Below are 24,190 nucleotides of genomic sequence, written 5' to 3' on the forward strand. Positions count from 1 at the left end.
TCAGTTGTGTTAAAACTTCTGCTGAGCCTGTATTTGGCGGTCTTCGCTAGTATTGTTGTCATTAACCAAATCAACGAACTTATTTGGCAGCAGTGGGCCGTGTCAGAACCGGACGAGCTGAGACACGCACAATCCGTAGCCCAAACTTTGCAAACCAGTATCAACGCAAGCTCGTTGCCAGCTGAGTCGCAAAACCTCAAAGTGTTGCACATCGACGACGTGGCTTGGCTGCCCGAGCAAGCCTCATTATTACGCCAAGGAAAAGTACTGACCAGTTACAATAGCCAAGGTGATGCCTTACTCACCCTGGCGGTAGCAAACTCAGACAAGCTCATACAACTTGGCCCCTTCGCCCCAGCCACCAGCGCTGCGGACAAACGTTGGGCGCTGAAACTGCTTTCTTACGCAATTCTGGCGTTTTTATTGATGTTATGGATACGACCACTGTGGGTAGACTTGCTGCAATTAAAACACATTACCGCCAGCCTCACCCAAGGGCAGTTACCCAGCACAACTCGGCGCTCACGATTTTCAGCCATTGCTACCTTGACCGAGCAAATTCGTGCTCTTGCGGCGCAAGTAGCGAGGCTAATAGAGAATCAAAAGTTATTGGTTAATGCCGTCTCCCATGATCTGCGTACGCCCCTAGCAAGGCTTAAGTTTGCCCTCGCCATGCTGCCTAAGGAGAGCCAACAGCAAGCTCAAGCCATGGCCGAAGACGTTACCGAGATGGAGCAGTTAATCGCCGAAATGCTGGCTTACGCGCGACTGGAGTTCGAGCTTGAGGACTTAACCATGAGCGACATCGACCTCAACGAGGTGGTAGCGCAGCAAGTCAGCAAACTCGGTAAATTAACCGAGAAAACCATTCACTTTCAGGCTGGCAGCAACGCAATTAATGTCACTGGCAATAATCATTACCTCAGTCGTGCCTTGCAGAACCTGATCCAGAATGCCGATAAATACGGTCACAGCCAAATTTCAGTGTCGCTGCAATACAACAATGAACAAGCCAGTATTATTGTTGAAGACGATGGTAATGGCATTGCCAAAGAGCAATGGCAAAGCATTTTTGTGCCTTTCTCGCGGTTAGACGAAAGCCGCAGTAAAAACAGCGGCGGCTACGGCCTGGGGCTGGCTATAGTCCGCAAAATTGCCCAATGGCATCACGGTGAATGTGAGGTTGGCGAGGCCAGTTTAGGCGGCGCCAAGTTTACTTTAACCCTGCCGTTAAAGCGTTAGTGAGTAGTAAATTAAAGCTTCACTGAGCCACGCAATGCCTTGGTTTGCCCACGCTTGGTTTTTTGATTAAGCCGCTTGCGCTGGGCACTTTTACTGGGCTTGGTGGGGCGACGCTTTTTTTCCACTTTGGTCGCTTGTTGAATAAGTGCTTGCAAGCGCTTCAGGGCGTCTTCGCGGTTTAGCTCTTGAGTACGATGGTTTTGCGCCTTGATCACCACAACCCCTTCTTTGGTGATGCGCGAATCGTTCAGTTCAAGGAGCTTATCTTTATAAAAGGCAGGTAAAGTTGAGCGCTTGATATCAAAACGCAAATGTATCGCACTGGCTACCTTATTGACATTTTGCCCTCCGGCGCCTTGGGCGCGGATCGCCGATAAGTCAATTTCCCACTCTGCCAATGTTACGTTATTTGAAATTTTTAGCATACTTCCCCCATTGGTGTGATTTTACCATAGCAGCAAAATCACACCAAATGAGGGCCGCGAAGTGTTATTAAGCGGTGCGAGTGGCTATCGCAGGAGGAACTCGCGCAGCCATCACTGCAGGGTAAAGCGTTGCTAGCTGGCCAACAGCAATCATGGCGCCGGCACACCAAAGTAAATACTCCCCGGGCACCGCGCTAAGAGCAAAGTAGTTAACCAAATACATGTTCGCTAAGATGGCAAGCACTGAGCCCAGCACGATGCCTGCAACCATCATAATTGCATTTTCTAACAGCAAGTAAGCCAATACCTGGCTGCGAGTCGCGCCTAAGGCACGCCGCGTGCCTATTTGCTTACGGCGCTTGATCACGGTGTATCGTGCCTGACCAAAAATGCCCAACATAGTGACAAAAGCCAGTGCGATGATCACCGCCTTTAAGGTTTGGCTGGCAGCAAAGTCGGCTTGCAGATTGTCTTTTTTTATCTCTGTGAAGGCCTGAAAGTTATCAAGGTGACGACCGGGCTGCTGCACTAACAAGGAATACGTCGCTTCCATGGCTTGCTGGCGTTGACCGGGCTTGGCTCGTACCACCAACATGCTTTCTTCATAATGCTCGCGCACCGAGCTTATTACCGTCATGTCGTAGGCATACCAAAATCGCCAGGCGGCTTTCATGTTGTCTACCACCCCAATCACACGTTGCGGCACAAACTCAACAAAAATGGTGTCGCCAACAACACTACGCCAATCTTGCGGTTTTATTTTAGCTGCGAGCTGCTTGGAAATAATCACACTGGCCGAGCTTTTGTGGCCATCGTAATACTGCTCAATGACATCGGAGGGAGAAAAGTTTCTGCCAGCGATTATGTTCAATCCCAGCGTCTCTATCACAGTATGATCAGAGCCATAATATCCAGCGTGGGTGATGCGGTCGTTTTCATTATCCGATAAGCCAACGTCCAGCGAGCGTCCCCAATTGGTCAGTGGCATGCCAGTGATCGGACTGACACTGGCCACGCTGGGTAAGGCACGAATGGCGGCTAGGTCTTGCTCCAATTGCGCACTTTTTTGCGCTTGGTTACCGACCAAGTTGGTAGAAAAGCTAAATAACTCGCTTTCATTTAACCCGGTGGGCTTTACCAACTCAGCCTCTTTAGTCACCATCATGTACATGGCATTAACCAAAATAGTGAAGGTTAACGCCACTTGTAGCGTCAAAAGTAAGGGGGCAAGCTTGCTATGTTTAATGGTTTTCAAAATAGGAAATAAGTCTCTCATGGGCCGCTCCTACAAGCTTTTCAACTGACTCGATGGCTGCGTTTGCGCCGCTCGAATGGTGGGTAACAAGCCAAAGATCATGGCGCTAATAATGGCCAGCGCCAGTGTCATGATCACCAATCCAAAGGTCATTTCCAGCATTTGCGCATAGAGGTGACTGTAAAGCTGTGCGGTAATACTGAGCCCTAATTGAGCCAGCAATAAGCCTGCTACTCCCCCCAGCAAACCAATAATGCAGGTTTCAACTAAAAACTGCAGGATAATATCGCGCTGCGATGCGCCTACGGCACGGCGTAAACCCACTTCACCGGCGCGGCTGTGAAACTTGGCCATCATCATTGCCATACTGTTGAGCAAACACACCAGTAAAAAAGCAAAAGCCAGCCAAATGGCAATGTTGCCATCTTCTTTGAGGACTTTTTGATCGTACAAATACTCCTTCACATCCAACAACTGATGTAATGGTTCGCGCAAAAATCGGCCATACTCTCTTTGCTCTGCCGAGTAACTGCGTAAAAAGTCGAGGTACTGTGTACGCTCTGAGGCAGAGCCCAGCTCTACCCAATAAGAAAGCCAAACACACTCAGAAGCCAAACGGGCAGCAAATGACTCATCGGCAGGCTCGCGCCAGCAGCGGGAAGAAATATCCGAGGCCGTCCAAAAGGTGTGATTTACTTGAGATTGCAGTGGGATCATGACATCACGAGGCTTGCTGAAGGCACGTACGCCATAATCATAGAATTTGGGGGTGGGATACCAGTGATCGATAACTCCGACCACGCGGTATTGATGTTCCCCAATCAGTAGTCCCTGTCCTACCGAGTTTGCACCGTTAAATAGCTTGTCGTTTAACTCTCTGGTGATCACCGCCTCAGGCAACCCTGCTTTATCTGCCTGCTCGCTCCATGGTTGGCCAAACAGGAATGGCACCTCGAACATGGCGAAAAAGTCGCGATAGGCACTGCGGATCGGAGTCATCTTAGCTGCTACCCGGCTTTGTTCAGTGCTGCGCACCATTTGTTTAAAGCTGGCTAGAGGAGTTTTTCTTACCCCCGGCTCGGCTTGCTGTAAATTCATGGCGTCTTGATAGGTCATGATTTTAGGCGGAATTTCTTGCCCATTTTGAATAGCAAAAGGCTTATCGGGACCATAACTGTTAAGCCGAACATGGAACAGTTTATCGCTTTTTGTCGGAATGGGATCTTTGCTCAGCATATAACTGACCGTGTAGGTGGTCATTGCCGCACCGATACCAATGGCAATGGTCGCTATCATTGACAGGGATAAAAAAGGGGTTTTGCGTAATGACAATATTGCCAGCTTAATGTAATAACCGAGCATATGATCTCCTAAGCAATGGCTTTGGCGTAGTCGGCGACTTCTGCAATAATGCCGTCGCGAATTTCCACTACACGCTGTGCTTTTAGCGCTTGTTGCGGATCATGTGTCACCATAATAATACTGGTGCCTTGGTTATTAATGTCTTGCAGCAACTTCATAATGCTATCAGCCATTTTGCTGTCTAAGTTGCCTGTTGGTTCATCCGCGAGCAAAAAAGCAGGCTTACCGGCAATGGCTCTGGCTATCGCCACTCGTTGTTGTTGACCACCAGAGAGTTGTGCTGGAAAGTGGCTTTGCCGAGACGCTAACCCCACCTTGGTGAGGGCATCCATAATGCGTTCATGACGCTGTTTGCTCGACAGCTTACGATAGCGTAGTGGCATATCGATATTGTCGTACAGATTCAGCTCGGGGATTAGGTTAAAACTTTGAAAGATAAAGCCTATTTTCTCATTTCTAAGCTTTGACTTGTGCTTGTCGCTGAGTTTTTCCACATTAATGCCATCTAATTCATACTGGCCTTCGCAGGGATTTTCCAGCAGTCCGGTAACGTTTAAAAACGTCGTTTTTCCAGAACCCGACGGCCCAACTACGGCGACAAACTCGCCAGCGGCAATCTCCAAATCGAAAGGCTGCAACGCTTGAGTTTTGATGGTATCGGTATAGTATGCCTTGGCCAAATTGCGCATTGCTAACATGTGTAAGCTCCCTATTGCAGAATTCTGACGCTTGGTGCGTCATTAAATAAGCGCGGATCCGACGTCACCACTAAATCCCCTTCTTTGAGACCAGCAAGCACTTCAACTTGCGAAATACTTCGAAGCCCCACCTTAATCGGCGTTTTAATCGCCCTTCCTTCTTTTATAACATAGGCAAATTGGCCGTTATGCACCGTGAGGTATTGACCATGGGGTAAGTAAGCAATATTTTGCTTGTGCTCTATCACAATACGGCTGGTAAGGCGTTGGTTTTGCCTAAGTCCTTTCACTGTTTGCTGATTAAAGCGGATTTTACCGGCAACCCGACCGTTTTCTATTTCTGGGGAAATGGCAACAATTTCACCTTGGTATGATTCACCATTAAGGTTAATTTCAGCACTCATGCCAATGGCTAAATCTTCTGAATAACTTTCGGGGATCTGAACTTCGATTTCGTATTCGGACAAATCAACCACACTCAACAAGGATTGATTTTTTGCCACCGTATTTTTTTGCTCAACCGCCAAATTCCCCACGATCCCCGCGACCGGTGACACCACTTTAAGGGCATCAACCTGGCGACTCAGTTCAGCCACCTTGACCTTTTGAGCATCGTATTCCAGCTCTTTGGTACGAATTTCAAACTTCTGGCTTTCTTTTAATAGCGCCACTTCTTTTAGTGCCAAACGGTATTCCCGCTCGGCATTTTGCAATTCGTCTTTGGCTTTTTGGTAATCTATATCGCTGATCACTTGGCTTTTTAGGCCATTTTCTGATCGCTGCATTTCTCGCTTTGCCGCATTCAGTGCCACTTCGGCTTCACCAAGGTAGTTTTCTTGTACTAAGTCTTGTTTTTTGGCGTGAATGATCTGACGTTGCAGTTGGGTTTCTAGGCGGTTGAGTTCAGCTTGCTGTTGCGCCAGTTCACTTTTCAGTTCTGGGCTGTCGATAACGGCTAACGTTTGCCCGGCAACCACGGAATCGCCGGCGGCAACGTGATAAGTCACCGTGCCTTGAGCTGGGCTGTAAATCTGCGGCCGCCTCGCGGCAACCACTTTACCTTGCACCGAAATATCTCTGATAAAATCGCCCTTTTTAACACTGGCAATGTGGAGGTCTTGTTTTGCAACCGCCGCTTCATCACTGAGCCACTGGGAAAAAAGGGGCGCTAACGCAACCACAACCAGCACTATAGAAATAGCAGCCAATACTAGTAACGGTAGGCGTTTTTTCGGCTTTTCGACCTTAGTATCCTGGGAGCTGGTATCAGGGATATAAGTCATGTGAGGATTCCTTTGTCACGGCTTATGTTGTTTTTATTGCTATGCAAGCGCCGCGCACAGTTTTACCCAACATAACCAGGTGTACTGAACCGTAATGCCTTATGATTGTGCTACAGCAACTTACTTTGCGTCCTATATCAACGTGCCTAAACCCTACACAAATTAAAATAAAATGTCACTATTTATAGTAATTTTTGTTAATTATTCGTTCTGATTGTTTACCAGCTCCAGATAGCGACTTTCAATAAACTTTTTCTCCTTTGACAGGTGCTGTAAGGCTTCTCGGGTTTGCTCCAGCTCTGCCTTAATTTCTTGTAATTTGGCACCATCTTCCACTTCTTGCTCTTGTACTATTAGCTGTTGAAGGGCCTGACTCTGCTCAGCAATTTGGCGCTTATACTCATTAATTGTGTGGGACATGTCTTGGCGCTCACGCTCAAAATTCGCCACCAGTTGCTCCAGCTCCTGCTCCGATGGCCCAGCCGCGGTGGTTGACTCCTCTAACTGTTGTCGCAACTCTTGATTTTCTTTTTGTAATTGTTCAGTCGATTGGTATTGATCATAGAGTTTGCGACGGGTGACTTTAAGTCGCTCAATGCTGCTATCTAAATCGCCTTTGAGCTTTTTTATGAGCCTATGAGACTTAATTAACTTGCGATTCAATTCATCAATTTTGGTTTGTTCATCTTTGGTAATGTGATCTCGGGTGGAGGTTTTTATTTCTATTAGCTGCTGCTCGAGGTTGGATTGTATGCTGGCCAGCTCTTGGATGGTTTTTTGGTTATCGGCAATAAACCGCATAGAGCGGTCAATGGCATCGCGACACTGTTGCAATAAATAGTGGTTATCGTGTCCTGCTTGGTGATTGCCTTGGACATTTTTTGCAAATAGCCGGAATTCTCTTAATATCAATAATAGGATATAAAACCAGGCCGCTAATATTAGCAGCCCGAGGTTCACCGCCATATAAATGAATACATCGCTGGGTAGTTTATCAATTAACATATTGCTTGCTCTTGGTTTACTCTTCATTTAGTTTAGTATTGGTACAAAATCGTGCCTATAATAAATCTATATTTTTCAATTAAGTGGTAGTTTGTGAAGGTATTAATCGTTGATGACAGCCCGGCAACCTTAGAAATAGTCCGACGAGGTCTTTCGCGATTTCAATATCGCAAGCTGCTGGTGAAAAAGGCGCAAAGCGCCAAAGAAGCGCTGAAAGTCATAGGCTCGTGGCACCCCGACATAGTGTTAACCGATTGGCATATGCCAGACATCTCAGGCTTGGCATTGGTTAAGGCAATTAAACAGAAGAAGCTCGACATTACCATGGCGATGGTGACAACCGTCGACGATAAAGAACAAATTAAATTGGCCATGGAATATGGCGCGGCTTTTGTGCTGTCGAAGCCCTTTGCCGACGACGATCTGCATTTGAAAATGCAGCCTTTGGTAGAAGCCGCAGAGCAAAGCATTAAAACCCGTCAAATCCATGCCCTTCACAAAGGCGTGCCCTTGCCACAAGTGGCACAACTTGAAAAACTGATGAATAAACACATCGACCCAGAGCTACGATTAGATCAGGTCCAGCCGCTGGAGTTTGACGCCGATAACCTACCTTGTGTGATGGTGGCGTATGAAGACCCCAAAATACAAAAAGTCAGGGCTGTGGGGGTGTTAGATATTTATGCCCTTTGCGTTATTGTTGCCTCAACGGGCAACCTATCTAAGTCTGAAGCGATGCAGGTGATCCATAACCATCAGATTAATGAAGAGATTTTGTCAGCCTGTAAATCGGCACTTAATTCCACTTCCTACGCTTTTTTAGACACCATGACTCGCAGAAGTTTGAAAGTAAAAACCCTGCAATTTGTGGAAAAGCCTTTTCCTAAATTACGCCAGCTGTATCAGACCGCCGCCAATATGCGCATCGATCTGTGCTGCCAACGCCCGGGTATGGCGCAAGGTAAAATCTTACTGGTGGGCTTTTTAGGCTAATATAAAAATTGCGTGGCGTCCTTGCCACGGCAAGTGCTTGGGAACTGGAAAATGGACATCGGTCATAGCAATCGCATTGCTGCGTTTACAATAGCTTGATTACTTCATGCAATTGCTAAAAAATCATGAGCCGTTTAGTTTAAAATAACTCTGCGCCAATATTTGTTGGCTGTTTTTCAGCGCTCGGCTCAGCGCTTGCAATACTGTTTTCCCCTTAGCCTTAACAATTAGCGTAGGTAAGCCAGGCAATAGCACTTCTACCTTGCACAGTGTCATGTTGCCACTTTTGCTGCTTAACTCGTCTAATCTCACGTTGACCTTGCGAATATTATCGGCATAGCTTTTTAGTCGACTTTTTACCGCTTTAGTAAAAGCGACCTTGTTATCTGCAGATAACGTGGTGTTCTGGCTAACAAGATTTAGTTTCATCTTCTACCTCAATTTGGTCGTGAACAATCTTTCTCTTGCTCCGTGACAACAAATTTACTAACCTTGAAGAAAAGATAAAAGCTGATTATATCTAACCAAGCATAAGATTTTAACGAACAATGAACATAAACTTTAACCATCTATATTATTTTTGGCAGGTGAGTAACGAAGGCAGCATCGCGGCCGCGAGTAAAATACTGCATTTAACCCCGCAAACGATCAGCGCTCAGCTATCCAGCTTAGAACAGCGCTTGGGCAAACCTTTGTTTATTCGTGAGGGTCGCGGACTCAGGCTAACGGATTTTGGCATTCTAACCAAACAGTACGCTGATGATATGTTCTCAATTGCAAAAGAGTGGTTAGAAACCACCCAAGATGAATTCGGTAACGCTCACCGCACGCTAAAAGTGGGTATTTCTGATGCCATTCCCAAATCTTTGGTTTCAAAATGGCTAGCTCCTTTAATCGAAAACGATAAAGTCGCCAACTTGCACTGCATTGACGGCCAACAAGCTGAGCTGTTAGCGCAAATGGCCACTCATAAGCTCGATATTGTATTGGCAGATAAGCCCTTAGACAGCCAATTACCTTTTAAGGTGTTTTGTCATGAAATAGGAAAGAGCCAAATTGGCTTTTATAGCTCGTCAGATACATCCGAAAAGCTCAACACACACTATCCAGCCTCACTACAAGATAAAGCGATTTTATTACCGGCAAAGCATAGCCCAGTAACCAACGCCATCCAGTATTGGTTGCAGGAGCAAGATATTGAAGTGAAAGTAGCCGGCCACGTTGATGACAGTGCCTTGATGAAATCCCTTGGTCAGCAAGGGTTTGGTTTATTTCCGGCGCCTTTATCCATAAAGCGCGAACTGGAACGCCACTATGATGTAGTGTTAATTGGCACCATGGAGAATGTTTACCAAAGCTACTACGCCTTTACCCCAGATAGGCTAATAAAAGATTCTATCTTCTCTGAGTTTGTTCGGCTCGCGAAGAGCATCAGTTAAAGTTGAACTGTCACAAAATGCATGGGCTTGAGGTAAAAACCCACAATAAAAATTAAAACAAAAGTCACAATGATTTCAAAGTTAATAGCTTATTGAAGTACTGTCATCAGTTTATAATTTATGGGGTTCCCTACCATCGAACTTTGGGCTTTTCTCTCAGCTTCCATGCCTCTATAATTTATCGAACCCTTAAATCAAACGGTATCATGTTGCACAAGCCCAAAATTCGTATTCATTTTTGCACTTTGTGTCAGTGGTTGTTGCGTTCAGCCTGGCTGGCACAAGAGTTACTCTCGACTTTTTCCGATGATCTAGCTGAAGTCGCCTTAGTGCCGGCTAGCAAAGGCTGCTTTGAAATTTATTATAATGATACCTTAATCTGGTGTCGCAAACTCGATGGTGGTTTCCCTGAAGCAAAGGAACTAAAACGGCGGGTTCGTGATAAATTGGACCCAGAGCGAGACTTGGGTCACATTGATAATTAGCTTGATACAGGCGCATGCCCTACTGGGCATTCCCCTATAACCTTATTAACTGGTGGCAAAGTCTTTTAGCGCTTGGCCACTCAAGCGGTAAATGATCCATTCGTTTTGCGGCTCGGCGCCGATGCTGTCGTAGAAATCAATGGACGGTTTATTCCAATCTAATACCACCCACTCAAAACGCCCACAGTCCTTTTCTAACGCCAAGTTAGCTAAATACTTCATAATCCCCTTCCCTGCTCCATTTCCACGCTTATCTTGGCTTACGTAAAGATCTTCGAGGTATAAACCATGCTTTCCTAACCAGGTTGAATAATTAAAGAAATAGACAGCAAAACCGATCGCCTCACTATCTTGCTCACAAATGACACTGTGGGCCCTTGCCTGCTCGCCGAACAGTTTTTTTTCTATTTCGGCTACGGTGTTCACCACAGCATCAGGCTCTTTCTCGTAAATGGCTAATTCATTGATAAAATGTAAGATGGTTTTGGCATCGGATGGCTCTGCAGGCCGCACGGTTATGGTCATTGTTTTTCCTTTTTATGAGTTTGTTTCAGACTAGCAAAAACGCTAAGTGGAAAACAGCAGCACAAGATAAGTGCACTGAAAAAGTGAACAATTAAGGTGAGCCACTCGTATAAAGGGTAAATTTAGGTATGAGGAGTCCTACCATGTTTACAAGGATATTTGCTGCCATAGCTCTACTTTTTACCAGTTTTTCATCACTCGCCAGTATCGATGTGGTGCAGCGCTTTATTGAGCAACCGAAAGCAGTGGGTGAAACAGCCAGAATGACCTATTTATTTTGGGACGTTTACGATGCCACCCTGTACGCACCACAAGGGACTTACTCTGAGCAGCAGCCCTTTGTATTAGCACTACGCTATTTACGCGATCTTGACGGTAAAGCCATTGCGGAGCGCTCTATTGAAGAGATGCAGAAACAAGGCTTTAATGACCATGAACTGGAAAAAAAGTGGCTACAACAGATGATTGCTATATTTCCTGATGTCAGTGAAGACACAACCCTTTATGGTGTCCGTAATGCCGCAGGCTATACTGAGTTTTATCAGGGCAGCAACAAAATTGGTGAAGTCCAAGACCCACAGTTTACCCGTTGGTTTTTCGATATTTGGTTAGGAAGTAAAACCTCAGAGCCCAAATTACGTGCAGAAATATTAGGACTAGGGAGTAAATAAATGCGAGCCACCATTATTATACTTATTACGTTGCTACTTACCGCTTGCAGCAGCGGTATTGAAGGAAACCGCTATGCCCAGTTGCAACCCAAGTTTGACCCTTACACCTTCTTTCAAGGGGACATAAAAGCTTGGGGCATTGTACAAGACCGTGATGGCAATATGATCCAGCAGTTTGTGGTAGACATTAACGCCTACCAGAATGAGTCGGGACAACTGATACTCGACGAAACGTTTGAGTATTTGTTGGGAGACGGCGTTAAAGAACGAGTTTGGAAAATTCGTCAGCAACAAAATGGCAGTTACGTTGGCCGAGCTGGTGATATTTTAGCCGAGGCTTCAGGTGAAACCTTTGGTAATGCCATGAACTGGCGCTATGAGATGGACTTACCTGTGGGTGACACCAGCTATGTAGTGACTTTTGATGATTGGATGTGGGCGTTTGATAATAACACCCTTATGAACCGCTCTTACATTGAAAAATTTGGCTTAACTATGGCCGAGGTGACTATTTTTATGCAAAAACAATAAAGTTATGGCGAGCTATTTATACGGCGCTTAGGCGCCGTCTTTAAAGGTAATACTCACTCTTTTATTAGGCCTCTTGATGCATTGCTAGAGACATAAATACACTCAAGGGGTTATCACGGTAAAAGCCAAAGCGCTCACAACGCTCAAATCCTAGACTTTCATATAACTTAATCGCATTGGTTTGTTTTGAACCTGTCTCTAGGCGGATCAGGGGAATTTGCGCATCTCCAGCGTAGTGCAACAAGATTTGCATAATACGCTTAGATAGCCCCTTGCCGCGATAGCTTGGCTTGACATACAAGCGCTTAATTTCGCCGTACAAGGTTTTATCAAATTGTTTTACAATGGCGCCGCAAGCAACAATACCTTCATCTGTTTGCAGGCCTACGGCATAAACATTGGGTTGGTTTAGCTCTTCCACAGCCAAAGACTGTGCACTAGCGATGGGATACAAGCTATTCATTAGCTTGTCGATTTCAGAGAACACCGCAATGGTCTGCGGATCCTCTGGCTTAAGTTGAACTAATTGCATACCTGCCTCTATATCAAACAGTCACCTACAGAGCTACTTCCGGCTCTAGCTCAAAGAGCATACTTTATACCTACTTACTGCGCAGATTGATCAATGTGTTTCATTATTTTGTTGATACTTATTGCAGCGCATAGCGTGACCGAGGTCAGACTATACCGAGTTAAACAAAATAAGCAACTTGGTGAGGTATTTTTGAATAGCTTGTTAGCTGTACCTGATGAAGAAAAAATAAATTTTTTTATTTTAATCAAATAGTTAAGATTGAAAGTTAACGTCTGAACTTAACTGGGGAAGATTAACAAAGTCAGTATTAACAAAACCAGCACAAGTAGGGTAAGCGCCGGCAGTGAAGGGGCCGTATTTGAATTTGGTGATTTGTATGGCATAAACGGAATACTCCCATTGCAGCTTCTCGGATTTTGCTTCCTAGCAAGCTTCAGAAGTGCAAAAAAACAAGCGGTGGGTTAACTCCAGCCCACAGTAATAAAGTACCAAACAAAAAATAAAAAGCAATACTAAAGATTTTGCTCGCTATACTTAGCGTGTGCGTCACAGTCGTTTTCTACTGTTACGAAAGCACAGAGGCAAAAAGCGACTACTATTGTTACAGGTGAATTTTGTTAAAGGCATGATTATGGCTTTATCGGTGAATGAAAGTATGCCAATCCTTATCGCCTCTTCAAGCTGGCGGATCATAAAGGCAACGCAGGCTGCACAACAGCTACTGGGAAACCAAGATAATATTGTAGGCAGTCAACTTGACGAACTGTTTAGCTTTCCCAGCTGCTTCCTAGAGCAACACAAAATAGATGATGGTATTTCAGTACAAGTAACACTGCGCCTTAAAGGAAAAGCTCAATATTTACTTTCTTTTTATGATGTCGCACACAATGACATTTCCATCCATATCACAGAGTTAACCAGCTACTACTGCCAAAACCCACTCGAGGATGAACAAACTCGGATCTTAAGACATGCAGTCAACAGTGCCAACTTAGGGATCTGGTGTTATGACTTAGTGAGCAAACATGCCTACTTCTCTCCTAAGTTTAAAGCCCTTATTGGCCTACCAGCATCCGCTGAGCTCGACTGGGAATCACTTAAGTCAATGATTTATCATGAAGATCGCAGCTTGTTTGCAGAACTCTTAGCGCATCATATTGAGCAGGGGCTGATGATCCAATTTGAGTTTCGTATTGAAGTACGAGGCGCCATTCGCTGGTTTGAATTCAAGGGTGAACAAGTTAAATACTGCATAAAAACACACAATGTTTATGGTATTTTGGCAGACTGCACCCATGAAAAAGACATGTTGGTTGCGCTACATGATGCTGAGGAAAGCAAGCAGCTGGCCATGCAAGCAGGAAAGATCGGCACATGGCGAGCCATAAAAGTAGCGAATCAATGGGTTTGGAACTGGGATCGACAGGCCAACTCTATCTTCAAGCTCGAAGATGACGATATCGGAAACTTACCAAAATGGCAGCAGAGCCTTCACCCTGATGACAAAGCTCGAGTCACAGAAGCGCTGCAAAACTCTTTACAAACCGGTGATACTTTCGAACAACGTTACCGCAGTGTTATTGCAGAAGGTGACGTTATCGTGCTGTATGCAAAAGGCGTGGTAGGCTGTGATGAACATGGCGTTCCCAAGCGCATCGATGGTGTGGTCATTGACCAAACCGATGTGTACATTGCGCAAAAGAAGCTACAGCATATTAATCAAGAACTAGAACAGCGGGTGGCGGAGCGTACCGCCGACTTAGAAGCCGCCATCATCAAGGCAGAGCATGCAAATCGTACCAAATCAGATTTTTTATCCATGATGAGCCATGAGCTACGCACTCCAATGAACGGTATTATTGGCGCCCTTGATTTAATTAACATTAGTGAGCTAAATGACGATAACCAAGAGCTAATCGAAACCGCCACGGTTTCGGCCAATAACTTAGTGGCGATTTTAAATGATATTCTCGATCTTGCTAAAGTAGAGCAAGGCAAGCTAGAGCTAGAAAGCTACCCCTACTCGCCATCAAAAATGCTCAATAACATTGTCAAAACGTTTTCTGCCCATGCGAATGATAAGTCCGTTAAGCTCGTGGTATTAGAAGCTACAGATTTGCCTATGACGGTCACCGGAGATGAAAACCGTGTCCGGCAAGTTATTTTTAATATTGTCAGCAATGCCATAAAGTTTAGCGTGCCGACCAGAGCAGAAGGTGCCTTAGTGTCCATTGAAGTGAGCTGGAGAACGGAGGGAGTGGCATTGTCTCACCTGATTTTCACCATATCAGACAACGGCATTGGCATCACTACAGAAGTACAGAAAAAACTGTTCACCCCCTTTACACAAGCCGAACGCTCCATCACTCGTCGCTTTGGCGGTACTGGGCTAGGATTAGCCATATGTGGCAAACTGGTTGATTTAATGGGTGGTAAAATCAGCTTAACCAGCAAACCTAATCAAGGGTCAAGCTTTGCTATTACCATCCCGGTATGGCAAGGACACACACCACAACCATTAGCGCCAACCTTTAAAACCCTTTACTTGCTTCACAGTTCAGACCAACAGGCTCCAGAATTACAACAGCTTAGCAACTGCTGCCATAAAGCCTGTGAGCAGGTCATTGTTATTGAAGACATCTCGCAAGCAAAGCCTGAGAAGGATGCTGCTCTGATCATGACTGTTACTGCGAATGAAGAAATTACACAAGGTGCTAATCAGCGTGCCTCTTTACCAACATTAGCCTTTGTCACTCCAGCTCTGCATACCACCTCTACTGAGCAGCAACTGCAGGTGGATATGGTACGCTCACTCTACCCCCACACCCAGCACTCTTTTATGCAGTTACTGAAGAAGCTGCGCCAAACGACTAAGCCAGTCCCCGTCGACAGTCTCGATGACTTAGCGCCACTGGATGAGCTCGATAGCCTGCTAACGCAAACAAAGGACTCTAGCTGCAATGAGCAAAGTGATGCCGGTAAAACAATCTTGCTCGCAGAGGACAACCCTTTTAACCAGAAGCTGATTGTTAAGCAACTGGCTCGATTACAATTAAACTGTGATATTGCCAGCAATGGCCAAGAAGCTTTGGATAAATTCAAAAATAATGACTACAGCCTACTACTCACCGACTGCCATATGCCAGAAATGGACGGTTACGAGCTAACTAAGCATATTCGTGAATTAGAACAACAACAGCAGCGCACCGCTATACCTATTGTTGCGGTGACCGGTGCGGCCATGAAAGGCGATAAAGAAAATTGCATCGACAGTGGTATGAATGATTACGTCAGTAAACCGGTAAGACTGATGGAATTAAAGGACACTTTATACAAATGGCTGAACACAGAGGATAGTAATGAGTAAATCGCTGAATCCACAAGTTATGATAGAGCTTATCGGTGATGATAAGGCCAGCGCGAGAAAGTTTTATAGCGATTTTCTCCAGCAAGCAAAGTCCAGCTGTGGGCTACTTAAACAAGCTTACCAAGACAGCGCATATCAAGAGCTGAAAGACCATGCACACTTTTTAAAAACGTCTGCCAAAGCCGTGGGGGCAGAAGTACTAGCGGAGCAACTACAAGAACTAGAGGAGCAAGCCTTAGCTAATAACCAAGCACAGTGTGCCGAGCTTATCCGCGCCATTCATACCGAACTGGGCAGCCACTTTGTGTTAGCACTAAAAGCGCATTTACAGCAAGCTTAATAGCTACCTCATTTAGTTGAATAAAATAAACAGGCCGCCATACCACAACAGTAGACAATCTATTTTACAGAACATAACAATCAAAATATACCATTATACAGATTAAACACATTCACTCATAATAGCGTCATCAACTTAATGAGGAGCGACAAGATGCTAAACAATATGGAAGGTAAATCAGTACCTAATGTAACATTTCCGGTTCGAAAAGGTGAACAGTGGCACCACCTAACCACAGCAGAGATTTTTAATAACAAAACGGTTGTGGTGTTTTCATTGCCAGGGGCATTTACGCCTACGTGCTCTTCTACTCACTTGCCACGCTATAATGAGCTGGCAAATGTATTTAAGCAAAATGGCGTCGATGACATTGTTTGTGTGTCCGTCAACGATACCTTTGTTATGAATGCTTGGGCACAATACCAAGAAGCTGAAAACATTACCCTGTTACCCGATGGCAACGGTGAGTTTACTGATGGCATGGGCATGTTAGTAGACAAAAACGATCTCGGCTTTGGTAAACGCAGCTGGCGCTACGCTATGTTGGTAAAAAATGGCATCATTGAAAAGATGTTTATTGAGCCAGAAAAACCTGGTGACCCATTTGAGGTTTCAGATGCCGACACCATGCTGGAGTATATCAACCCCAGTCAAATTAAGCCGGAGCCGGTTACGGTGATCAGTAAAATTGGTTGCCCATTTTGTGAAAAAGCAAAAGCTCTGCTGCAACAAAAAGGTCTTGCTTATGAAGAGCTAATGCTGGGCAAGCAAGCCTCTTTGACTAGCTTAAAAGCGTTGTCGGGCCGTGAAACCGTACCTCAGGTATTTATTGGCGGCAAGCATATTGGTGGCTCTGACGACTTAGCTGAGTACTTTGCATAATCCTTTACCGTTGCAATCCAAAGCAATGCTTTGTCATGGGGGTTTACAGTGGCAAAGCATCTTGCTTAGAGGTTACTCTTACTCGAGCAGTAAAGGAGCATTTATAAAGCCCATTTAAAAACTTGCTTTTATTAACAGCGCTTTGCACCATAGCTGTTACACTTAACAGCAAGCTTACGACGTTGTTAAGGATAAGGACATGGATCACCCCGAATGTTGCCACTATCATGCCGACTTTTTATCTTCGCATGAACAAAACACGATACTGACTACGCTGAATAATGAGTTTAACCTCAATCAACCCGACTATGTAGAAGTGATTGGCAAAGGCAAACAGCCAGTATGGCCTTGGAAAATGATGTTGGTTGACCCGCTTTTAGTGGATAGCGATGTCTTTGCTGCACATCACGGACGCCGTCAAGCTTGGTTTCCAGCCATATCGCTATTACAACAAAAGCTCGCTGAATTCACTGGGGTAGAATTTCCTGTTTGCGTTTGTATCTACTACCCTGATGGTGAAGAATACCTAGACTTTCATAGCGACCTACCCGCTTTTGGTCCAACCAACGTCATTGCCTCAATTAGTTTAGGTGCCGAGCGAGCATTCCACATTCGCCATCAATCTCAGCAACAACATCAGTGGCAAATCAGCTTAGCTAGTGGTTCTTTATTGCTCATGGCTGATGGCTTTCAAGACAATTACCAGCACGCTGTACCAAAGGCGACAGGTAAGGTCGGCCCGCGGTTTAACCTAACATTCCGCCAGTTTAACTGGCCTGGGCATGTTCACTCAGCTTAAGCAATTTCGAACTCGGCCTTACCATGAGAGGTGGAGGTAAAAGAACCCTCCTTGCCTAGCCAACTGTTATAAAAAAAAGAGCGGATGATCCGCTCTTTTATATCAACTTACGCTTTTTTAATCGCTTTTTTCAATTTCTTGATTTTCGCTTCATGCTTTTCAATTTTTGCCTTGCGGGCTTTCACTTCTTTTTTTAGCTTCTTAACATCGTCTTTTTTAGCCACTTAACTCTCCTTAATTTGCTTGGTATCAATAATAAAGGTAGCCATTAAGTGCAGTATTTCAAATTCATTGCGCTACAATGAGAACTATCTAAAGGGCGTTAGTCAATTTCATCACTTTACTACACAAACGCTTACTTTTTGGTATTTCTTATTACCAAATAAAACCCAGAAATTCATTAAGTTATTGATATTGTATAGTTTTAAAATATTGGCTTAGTAGTTGCTGCTAACAATCACTATTCGATTATGAGTTGGAGTAAGGATAATGTCCGTACCATTGCAAGACAGACCGTTAGAAAGCGTCAGGGAAGAAGTCATTGACCAATTAATCTTAAATTATAGCCATGGTGAAATCTCAGCAGATGCCTTTGAAAGGCGGCTTGATAAAGCATACCAGCTTGATTGTCACGAACCGTTAGCTGCCTTAAGTGCCGACTTGCCATTACAAGCCGATCCTAGATACCACAGCGAGAAAGCGGCACGAATGGGGCCAAAGTTTTCTCCCAGTGAAACGCAGCAGCCTCTCACTATCACTGCTATTTTGAGCTCAGATCACCGTGCTGGTGAATGGCGAGTGCCAAAGTCTATTACTTTGCGCAACTATCTTGGCAGCATCGAACTCGACTTTAGCAATGCCATATTCACTCACCCTGAGGTACACATATACAGTGACTGTATCATGGGAAGTGACGACATCATTGTTCCAGACTCAGTGGATGTCATCACTGAGATCACCAATATAATGGGCTCAGTCGAAAACACCAGAAACACGCTCAGCAATACTGCACACACCAAACAACGGCCACGAATTCACCTACATGGTCGCACTATTCTCGGTAGCGTGGAGGTTCGCTCTAAAGTCTCAATGAAAGAGCAGCTGAAGCAATTTGCCAATGGTTTGCGGGACTTTTTTACTGAGCACCCAAAGTCAAAGTAAATACACCTAAATTGGGCAATGTCACCACGGTGACGAAAAAGAAAAAACCCTGCCGCGTAGGACAGGGTTTTACTATTTTATATGGCGTTTAAACTATTATTTTTCGACTGGGAAACCACGGTCACGCATCAGTGCATCAACCTTGGCATCACGGCCTCTAAACTTACGGTATGCTTCGGCAGGGTCCATAGCGTTACGCACAGAGAATAGGTAGTCGACTAAACGCTCTGCTACGTCTTCATCATAAAAGCCACCTGGTGCTTCCGCGAATGCCTCTGCAGCATCAGAAGTCAGTACCTCGGCCCATAAGTAGCCATAGTAACCAGCAGAATACCCTTCGCCAGAGAACACATGGCCAAAATGCGTAGTACGGTGACGCATGACAATTTCTTCAGGCATACCAAGCGCATTCAGCTGTGACTTTTCAAACGCAACGGGGTCGCCAATTTTATCTGGATCTGTGGTGTGGAATAACATATCCATAATCGCAGACGCTAAGTATTCGGTGGTCGCGAAGCCTTGGTTAAAGGTGGCCGACTTCTTGATTTTCGCAATCAGCTCTTTCGGCATCGGTTCGCCGGTTTTATAGTGCACCAAGTAACGATTGATCACTTCGTCTGTGGCCAGCCAACGCTCTAGCAGCTGTGATTGGAACTCAGTGTAATCACGTACCCCTGAGTTTGAGCTTGGGTATTTCACTTGTGATGATAGCGCGTGCAGAGCGTGACCGAACTCATGGAAGTAAGTTTCTGCGTCTGACCAAGAAATCAACGTTGCTTCACCTTCTGGGGCTTTAACAAAGTTAGAGTTGTTTGAGCTCAAGACATTTTGTTTGCCATCAAAGGTAGTGTGATTACGGTAAGATACTGCCCAAGCGCCAGAGCGCTTACCTTTACGAGCAAATGGGTCTAAGTACCAAAGGCCAACGTTTTCACCGGTAGTTTTGTCGGTGACTTCCCATACTTTTACGTCTGGGTGGAATACCGGCACGGTGCCCTTAGCAACTGGCGTAAATTCAAAGTTAAATAAGCGTCCTGCAACATAAAACATGGCTTCACGAAGCTTATCTAGCTGTAAGTAAGCCTTCACTTCATTTGAGTCAAGCTGATACTTAGCTTGGCGAACTTTCTCAGCATAAAAGCGATAATCCCATGGCTTAATAGTGATATCCGCATCTTCTTTGTCGGCAATGGCCTGCATATCTGCCACTTCTTGCTCAACACGAGCGATGGCGGCTGGCCATACTTTCTTCATTAGTGCCATGGCATTGTCTGGCTTTTTCGCCATACGGTCTTCTAAGCGCCATGCAGCATAATTGTCATAACCGAGTAAGTTTACGCGTTCGTGACGTAATTTTAAGATTTCAGAAATAATCGCCTTATTATCTGCTTCATCACCATTGTTGCCGCGGTTGTAATAATTATTCCAGACTTTTTCTCTGATCTCACGCTCAGTGGAGTAGGTTAAAAATGGGTCCATTGAAGAGCGAGAGTTAGTAATGGCATACATCCCCTCTTTGCCACGCGCTTTCGCTGCCGCTGCCGCCGAAGTAATAAACGACTCAGGCAAGCCAGCAAGCTGCTCTTCGGTTAAATAGACCACATAGTTTTCTTCATCAGCCAGCACATTGTTAGCAAACTTAGTATGCAGTTTTGATAATTCTAAGTTTATTTCTGCGTAGCGTTTAGCATCATCGCCCGTCAAGGTAGCACCATTGCGGGCAAAGCCATCATAACGCATTTTGGTAATTCGCTGTTCCTCAGGGGTCAGCTTTTGGAACTCTTCGCCCTCGTAAACCGCTTGAATGCGTTTAAATAATTTTGTGTTTTGGGTGATTTTAGAGCTGTAGGCTGAGTACTTTGGCACCACGCGAGATTGAATATCGCGAAATTCTGGACTCGACAGGTTAGCGCTCCAAATACCGTAGTAGGTAAAAATGCGATCTAAAGCCGCGCCTGATTTTTCTAGTGCCACTATGGTGTTTTCAAATGTCGGCTTAGCGGGGTTGTTGGCAATTGCCTCAATTTCTTTGAGGTTGTCTGCCATTGCGATATCTACCGCAGGCTCTAATAGCTCTAAATCCATCTTGTCAAAATGAGGAACACCTTGGTAAGGTCCTGAAAACGGTTTTAGCAAAGCATTGTCATACTGTTTATCTTGCAGTAGTTTAACTTGTTGTGGTGCTTTATCTGCAGTACCTGCGCAGCCCGTAAGTGCCAAACACACAGCTGCACTTAGTAGAGTAATTGAAGGTTTAAACATAATGTTCCATCGCTTGTTGTTATGTTAGCCACAGATATTACCCATAGCAGACAAAAGTGCAATGTGTTTGCGAGCGGCATGCAATCACAAGCGATAGACTGACATCCCTGAGAGGCCCAGCACAACGCTTGATAGGCTAAGCTAGGCTAATTTTTTTCATCGATTGTTACAATTTAACTTGAAAAATAGGCCAAGATCAGCCAAGTTAGTAAAAAACTGATCTGTAAGGCAAACTGATGGAAGTTGGCATTTTCATTTATGACGGCGCGGAAAGTTTAGATTTTTGCGGACCATTCGAAGTATTTAATACGGTAAAACGGTTTATCGATACTCCCATCAATATCAGTATTGTTGCTCCCAGCCATATTCCAATTACTTCTCGTGGGGGAATGAGTGTAAACCCCCATTACAGTATTTATTCCCACCCCAAGTTCGACTTACTCATTGTCGTAGGTGGATTACATCAAAACATTTGTCGTGACCACAACGTCTTAAATTGGTTAGCAGAAACCGCTAACCACACCTCGCAGTGCGCCGCTGTTTGTACTGGCGTGTTTCTGTATGCCGAAGCAGGCTTAATTGATGGTAAACGCGTCACGACTCATTGGCAGAACTTAGATCAACTTAAAGAACTGTATCCGACACTCGAAGTAGTGGAAAATGCACGCTATGTTATGGATCAGAATTTTACTAGCTCTGCGGCAGTGTCGGCAGGTATTGATATGAGCCTCGCTTTAGTAGAAAAAAAGTTTGGCCAAGCCATTGCGATGGAAACCGCAAATTACATGGACTACGACTGGTCAGCAAACGAGTAAATAGTGTGGCTATTGTGAACTCCAGTGAAGGCGCTAATGCAACGCCTTCACTTCGTCTCCTTTATTTATACTTACCCGTTATGCTCATAAAGCAATGCCATTGCGATTATGATAACGTTGATAATCAATATCGGGACCCGCTGGCACCACCTGCGTTGGGTTGATCATGGTATGGCTAAAGTAATAATGACGCTTAATATGCTCAAAATTCACGGTCTCGGCTATTTCTGGCTGTTGATACAAGTCACGCACATAAGCACTTAAATTTGGGTAGTCTTCAATTTGCTTAAGGTTACATTTAAAGTGACCGTGATAAACGCTGTCGAAGCGGATCAAGGTGGTAAATAAGCGCCAATCGGCTTCAGTCAGTTGACCGCGCACCAAATAACGCTGAGCTGCTAAGCGTTCCTCAAGCTTATCCAGTGCTTTGAAAAGCTCAGTCACCGCTTGTTCATAAGCCGCTTGAGTAGTAGCAAAACCGGCTTTATACACGCCATTGTTGATGTTGTGATAAACGAACTCATTGATCTCGTCTATTTCTGCCGCTAATGACGCCGGGTAGTAATCGTCATAATTGCCTGTAATGTCGTTAAATGCACTATTGAGCATACGAATAATCTCACTCGACTCATTGCTGACAATACGGTCGCGGTGTTTATCCCACAGCACGGGTACCGTAACTCTGCCAGAATAACTAGGATCGTTTTTCGTATACAACTGATGCATAAAGTCTAAGCCAAACAGTTTGTCACCCACTTCTTCTCGTGCACTATTAAAGCTCCAGCCATAGTTGAGCATATCTGGGTCAACGATGGAGACATCAATGTGGGATTGCAATTGCTTTAACTGACGAAAAATCAGCGCGCGATGTGCCCAAGGGCATGCCAAAGAAACATAAAGATGATAACGCCCTGATTCAGCCTTAAATCCTCCCTCACCAGAAGGTCCCGCTTCGCCATTGGCCGTGACCCAGTTTCTTAATTTAGCTGATTCACGCTGAAACTTTCCTTCACTGCTTTTGGTGTCATACCACTTATCATGCCAAGTGCCATCAATTAATAATCCCATGCATCCTCCTAAACAATATCGCCAAAACGGCCTTGTTGATAGTCTCTCACCGCTTGGTGTAGCTCTTCTTGAGTGTTCATTACAAACGGTCCCATATGGGCAATACGTTCATTAATGGCTTTTCCGGCCAAGATGAGAAACCCCGCAGATTCTTGTGAGCGCAGCACAATGGGGTATTGGCTATCAAGCTCTAATAATGATTGTGTGCCATACTGTTGTAATTGGCCACTGTGAATATAAATCAACACTTTATCAAAGTGTGATAGGTCTAACTTCAGCTCATCGCCTGGTTGCAAACTGACATCGGCAAGTGCCCCCTGCCCTGCTAATTGTTGCAAAGGAGAAGCTAAGGTCTGCTCGCCAAGCTGCCAGGTTCCTGCCAGCGCTTTAAATTGGCTACCCGACCCTAAGTCTGTTACCGGCGCTGGATTGTCGGTGGTGTCTTGGTATTTGGGTGCACGCATTTTGTCTTTTGCTGGCATATTGAGCCAGATTTGAAAGCCATGCATCCCCTCACTGTCATTTAATGGCATTTCTGAATGCACCACTCCTCGACCAGTGCTCATCCATTGGACATCGCCGCTGCGGATCGCCTTTACATTGCCCATTTGGTCTTTGTGTTCAAACCCGCCTTTGCGGATATAAGTAAAGGTCTCAATACCGCGATGAGGATGTGCTGGGAAACCAGCCATAAAATCTTTTTTATCATCTGATTTAAGTTCATCAATCATTAAATAGGGATCAAGGCTTTTACCATCAAAACCAGCTATACGGTTAATTTTGACCCCAGCACCATCTTGAGTTGCTTGAGCACGCTTTAATTGTTTGAGTTTCATCTTTAGTCCTAGCAAAACTTATCTTGACACTAGAGTAGCAAAGCATAGTAAGATTAAAATTAGCGAAAATCGTCGCTTTCATTCGTTTTAGCAGAATGAAAAAGACAATTGTCTTAATGTAAAGCCCCATTACAGCTCCTTAGTTTGCAGCTTTTCTGCTGCTTCAAAATATGACTTTTGTCAGTGTTTTTACTGACAACCATCACTGTTA

24 protein-coding genes are annotated in these 24,190 nt (G+C 44.9%); 12 read left to right on the forward strand and 12 right to left on the reverse strand.

Features of this window, described 5'->3' with window-relative positions; translation table 11 throughout:
* Window positions 1–6 precede the first annotated feature (6 nt).
* On the forward strand, window positions 7–1,242 hold the full coding sequence (locus R3P39_RS02215; protein ID WP_336565380.1) for an ATP-binding protein: 1,236 nt from the start codon (window positions 7–9) through the stop codon (window positions 1,240–1,242).
* An 11-nt stretch (window positions 1,243–1,253) separates the two neighbouring features.
* Here R3P39_RS02215 and arfB read toward each other — a convergent pair whose 3' ends face one another.
* From arfB to R3P39_RS02245, 6 genes are all read right to left on the reverse strand, one after another.
* Entirely contained in the window at window positions 1,254–1,667 is a 414-nt protein-coding gene (gene arfB, locus R3P39_RS02220) for an alternative ribosome rescue aminoacyl-tRNA hydrolase ArfB (RefSeq protein WP_336565381.1), read from the reverse strand.
* Between the two features lie 67 nt (window positions 1,668–1,734).
* Window positions 1,735–2,943: an ABC transporter permease gene (locus R3P39_RS02225; RefSeq protein ID WP_336565382.1), complete on the reverse strand. Its 1,209-nt coding sequence runs from the start codon at window positions 2,941–2,943 to the stop codon at window positions 1,735–1,737.
* Between the two features lie 9 nt (window positions 2,944–2,952).
* Window positions 2,953–4,284, reverse strand: coding sequence for an ABC transporter permease (locus R3P39_RS02230; RefSeq protein ID WP_336565383.1), 1,332 nt, complete (start codon window positions 4,282–4,284; stop codon window positions 2,953–2,955).
* 8 nt (window positions 4,285–4,292) lie between these two features.
* The gene (locus R3P39_RS02235) at window positions 4,293–4,982 is read right to left on the reverse strand and encodes an ABC transporter ATP-binding protein (RefSeq protein ID WP_336565384.1); all 690 of its coding nucleotides are present in this window, start codon (window positions 4,980–4,982) and stop codon (window positions 4,293–4,295) included.
* Between the two features lie 11 nt (window positions 4,983–4,993).
* On the reverse strand, window positions 4,994–6,265 hold the full coding sequence (locus R3P39_RS02240) for an efflux RND transporter periplasmic adaptor subunit (protein ID WP_336565385.1): 1,272 nt from the start codon (window positions 6,263–6,265) through the stop codon (window positions 4,994–4,996).
* A 201-nt stretch (window positions 6,266–6,466) separates the two neighbouring features.
* Window positions 6,467–7,270, reverse strand: a complete 804-nt coding sequence (locus R3P39_RS02245) for a chromosome partitioning protein ParA (protein WP_336565386.1) — start codon at window positions 7,268–7,270, stop codon at window positions 6,467–6,469.
* A gap of 93 nt (window positions 7,271–7,363) precedes the next feature.
* Here R3P39_RS02245 and R3P39_RS02250 point away from each other — a divergent pair, with 93 nt between their 5' ends.
* A complete protein-coding gene (locus R3P39_RS02250) occupies window positions 7,364–8,263 on the forward strand; it encodes a response regulator (protein WP_336565387.1) in 900 nt (299 codons plus the stop codon).
* Window positions 8,264–8,386: 123 nt separating this feature from the next.
* Here R3P39_RS02250 and R3P39_RS02255 read toward each other — a convergent pair whose 3' ends face one another.
* Window positions 8,387–8,692, reverse strand: a complete 306-nt coding sequence (locus tag R3P39_RS02255; protein ID WP_336565389.1) for a hypothetical protein — start codon at window positions 8,690–8,692, stop codon at window positions 8,387–8,389.
* 119 nt (window positions 8,693–8,811) lie between these two features.
* Here R3P39_RS02255 and nhaR point away from each other — a divergent pair, with 119 nt between their 5' ends.
* Together nhaR and R3P39_RS02265 are read left to right on the forward strand one after the other, a co-directional pair.
* Entirely contained in the window at window positions 8,812–9,702 is an 891-nt protein-coding gene (gene nhaR, locus R3P39_RS02260; RefSeq protein ID WP_336565390.1) for a transcriptional activator NhaR, read from the forward strand.
* A 209-nt stretch (window positions 9,703–9,911) separates the two neighbouring features.
* Complete coding sequence (locus tag R3P39_RS02265) at window positions 9,912–10,187, forward strand: SelT/SelW/SelH family protein (RefSeq protein ID WP_442962077.1); 276 nt, start codon at window positions 9,912–9,914, stop codon at window positions 10,185–10,187.
* A 45-nt stretch (window positions 10,188–10,232) separates the two neighbouring features.
* On the opposite strand, the gene R3P39_RS02270 is transcribed toward R3P39_RS02265, so the two are convergent.
* The gene (locus R3P39_RS02270; protein WP_336565392.1) at window positions 10,233–10,712 is read right to left on the reverse strand and encodes a GNAT family N-acetyltransferase; all 480 of its coding nucleotides are present in this window, start codon (window positions 10,710–10,712) and stop codon (window positions 10,233–10,235) included.
* Between the two features lie 143 nt (window positions 10,713–10,855).
* Between R3P39_RS02270 and R3P39_RS02275 the strand changes: the two genes are divergently transcribed.
* Window positions 10,856–11,383, forward strand: coding sequence for a chalcone isomerase family protein (locus R3P39_RS02275; protein ID WP_336565393.1), 528 nt, complete (start codon window positions 10,856–10,858; stop codon window positions 11,381–11,383).
* A complete protein-coding gene (locus R3P39_RS02280) occupies window positions 11,384–11,914 on the forward strand; it encodes a DUF3833 domain-containing protein (RefSeq protein ID WP_336565394.1) in 531 nt (176 codons plus the stop codon). It abuts the gene before it with no gap.
* A gap of 64 nt (window positions 11,915–11,978) precedes the next feature.
* Here R3P39_RS02280 and R3P39_RS02285 read toward each other — a convergent pair whose 3' ends face one another.
* Complete coding sequence (locus tag R3P39_RS02285) at window positions 11,979–12,446, reverse strand: GNAT family N-acetyltransferase (protein ID WP_336565395.1); 468 nt, start codon at window positions 12,444–12,446, stop codon at window positions 11,979–11,981.
* 634 nt (window positions 12,447–13,080) lie between these two features.
* Here R3P39_RS02285 and R3P39_RS02290 point away from each other — a divergent pair.
* From R3P39_RS02290 to R3P39_RS02310, 5 genes are all read left to right on the forward strand, one after another.
* On the forward strand, window positions 13,081–15,816 hold the full coding sequence (locus R3P39_RS02290) for an ATP-binding protein (protein WP_336565396.1): 2,736 nt from the start codon (window positions 13,081–13,083) through the stop codon (window positions 15,814–15,816).
* On the forward strand, window positions 15,809–16,156 hold the full coding sequence (locus R3P39_RS02295; protein ID WP_336565397.1) for an Hpt domain-containing protein: 348 nt from the start codon (window positions 15,809–15,811) through the stop codon (window positions 16,154–16,156). Before R3P39_RS02290 ends, R3P39_RS02295 begins: the two co-directional genes overlap by 8 nt.
* 153 nt (window positions 16,157–16,309) lie before the next feature.
* A complete protein-coding gene (locus R3P39_RS02300) occupies window positions 16,310–17,038 on the forward strand; it encodes a glutathione peroxidase (RefSeq protein WP_336565398.1) in 729 nt (242 codons plus the stop codon).
* A 199-nt stretch (window positions 17,039–17,237) separates the two neighbouring features.
* Window positions 17,238–17,837: an alpha-ketoglutarate-dependent dioxygenase AlkB gene (locus R3P39_RS02305; RefSeq protein ID WP_336565399.1), complete on the forward strand. Its 600-nt coding sequence runs from the start codon at window positions 17,238–17,240 to the stop codon at window positions 17,835–17,837.
* 489 nt (window positions 17,838–18,326) lie between these two features.
* The gene (locus R3P39_RS02310) at window positions 18,327–18,998 is read left to right on the forward strand and encodes a LiaF domain-containing protein (RefSeq protein WP_336565400.1); all 672 of its coding nucleotides are present in this window, start codon (window positions 18,327–18,329) and stop codon (window positions 18,996–18,998) included.
* 96 nt (window positions 18,999–19,094) lie between these two features.
* Here R3P39_RS02310 and R3P39_RS02315 read toward each other — a convergent pair whose 3' ends face one another.
* Window positions 19,095–21,260 (reverse strand): M3 family metallopeptidase, encoded by a 2,166-nt coding sequence (locus R3P39_RS02315; protein ID WP_336565401.1) that lies wholly within the window; start codon window positions 21,258–21,260, stop codon window positions 19,095–19,097.
* Between the two features lie 236 nt (window positions 21,261–21,496).
* Between R3P39_RS02315 and R3P39_RS02320 the strand changes: the two genes are divergently transcribed.
* Window positions 21,497–22,075 (forward strand): DJ-1/PfpI family protein, encoded by a 579-nt coding sequence (locus R3P39_RS02320; RefSeq protein ID WP_336565402.1) that lies wholly within the window; start codon window positions 21,497–21,499, stop codon window positions 22,073–22,075.
* Between the two features lie 84 nt (window positions 22,076–22,159).
* Here the strand turns inward: R3P39_RS02320 and R3P39_RS02325 are convergent, their stop codons facing one another.
* Together R3P39_RS02325 and R3P39_RS02330 are read right to left on the reverse strand one after the other, a co-directional pair.
* On the reverse strand, window positions 22,160–23,143 hold the full coding sequence (locus R3P39_RS02325; protein ID WP_336565403.1) for a glutathione S-transferase family protein: 984 nt from the start codon (window positions 23,141–23,143) through the stop codon (window positions 22,160–22,162).
* Window positions 23,144–23,151: 8 nt separating this feature from the next.
* The gene (locus R3P39_RS02330) at window positions 23,152–23,979 is read right to left on the reverse strand and encodes a pirin family protein (RefSeq protein ID WP_336565404.1); all 828 of its coding nucleotides are present in this window, start codon (window positions 23,977–23,979) and stop codon (window positions 23,152–23,154) included.
* Window positions 23,980–24,190: the final 211 nt, after the last annotated feature.

The sequence above is a fragment of the Pseudoalteromonas sp. UG3-2 genome (assembly GCF_037120705.1).
GTDB lineage: Bacteria > Pseudomonadota > Gammaproteobacteria > Enterobacterales > Alteromonadaceae > Pseudoalteromonas.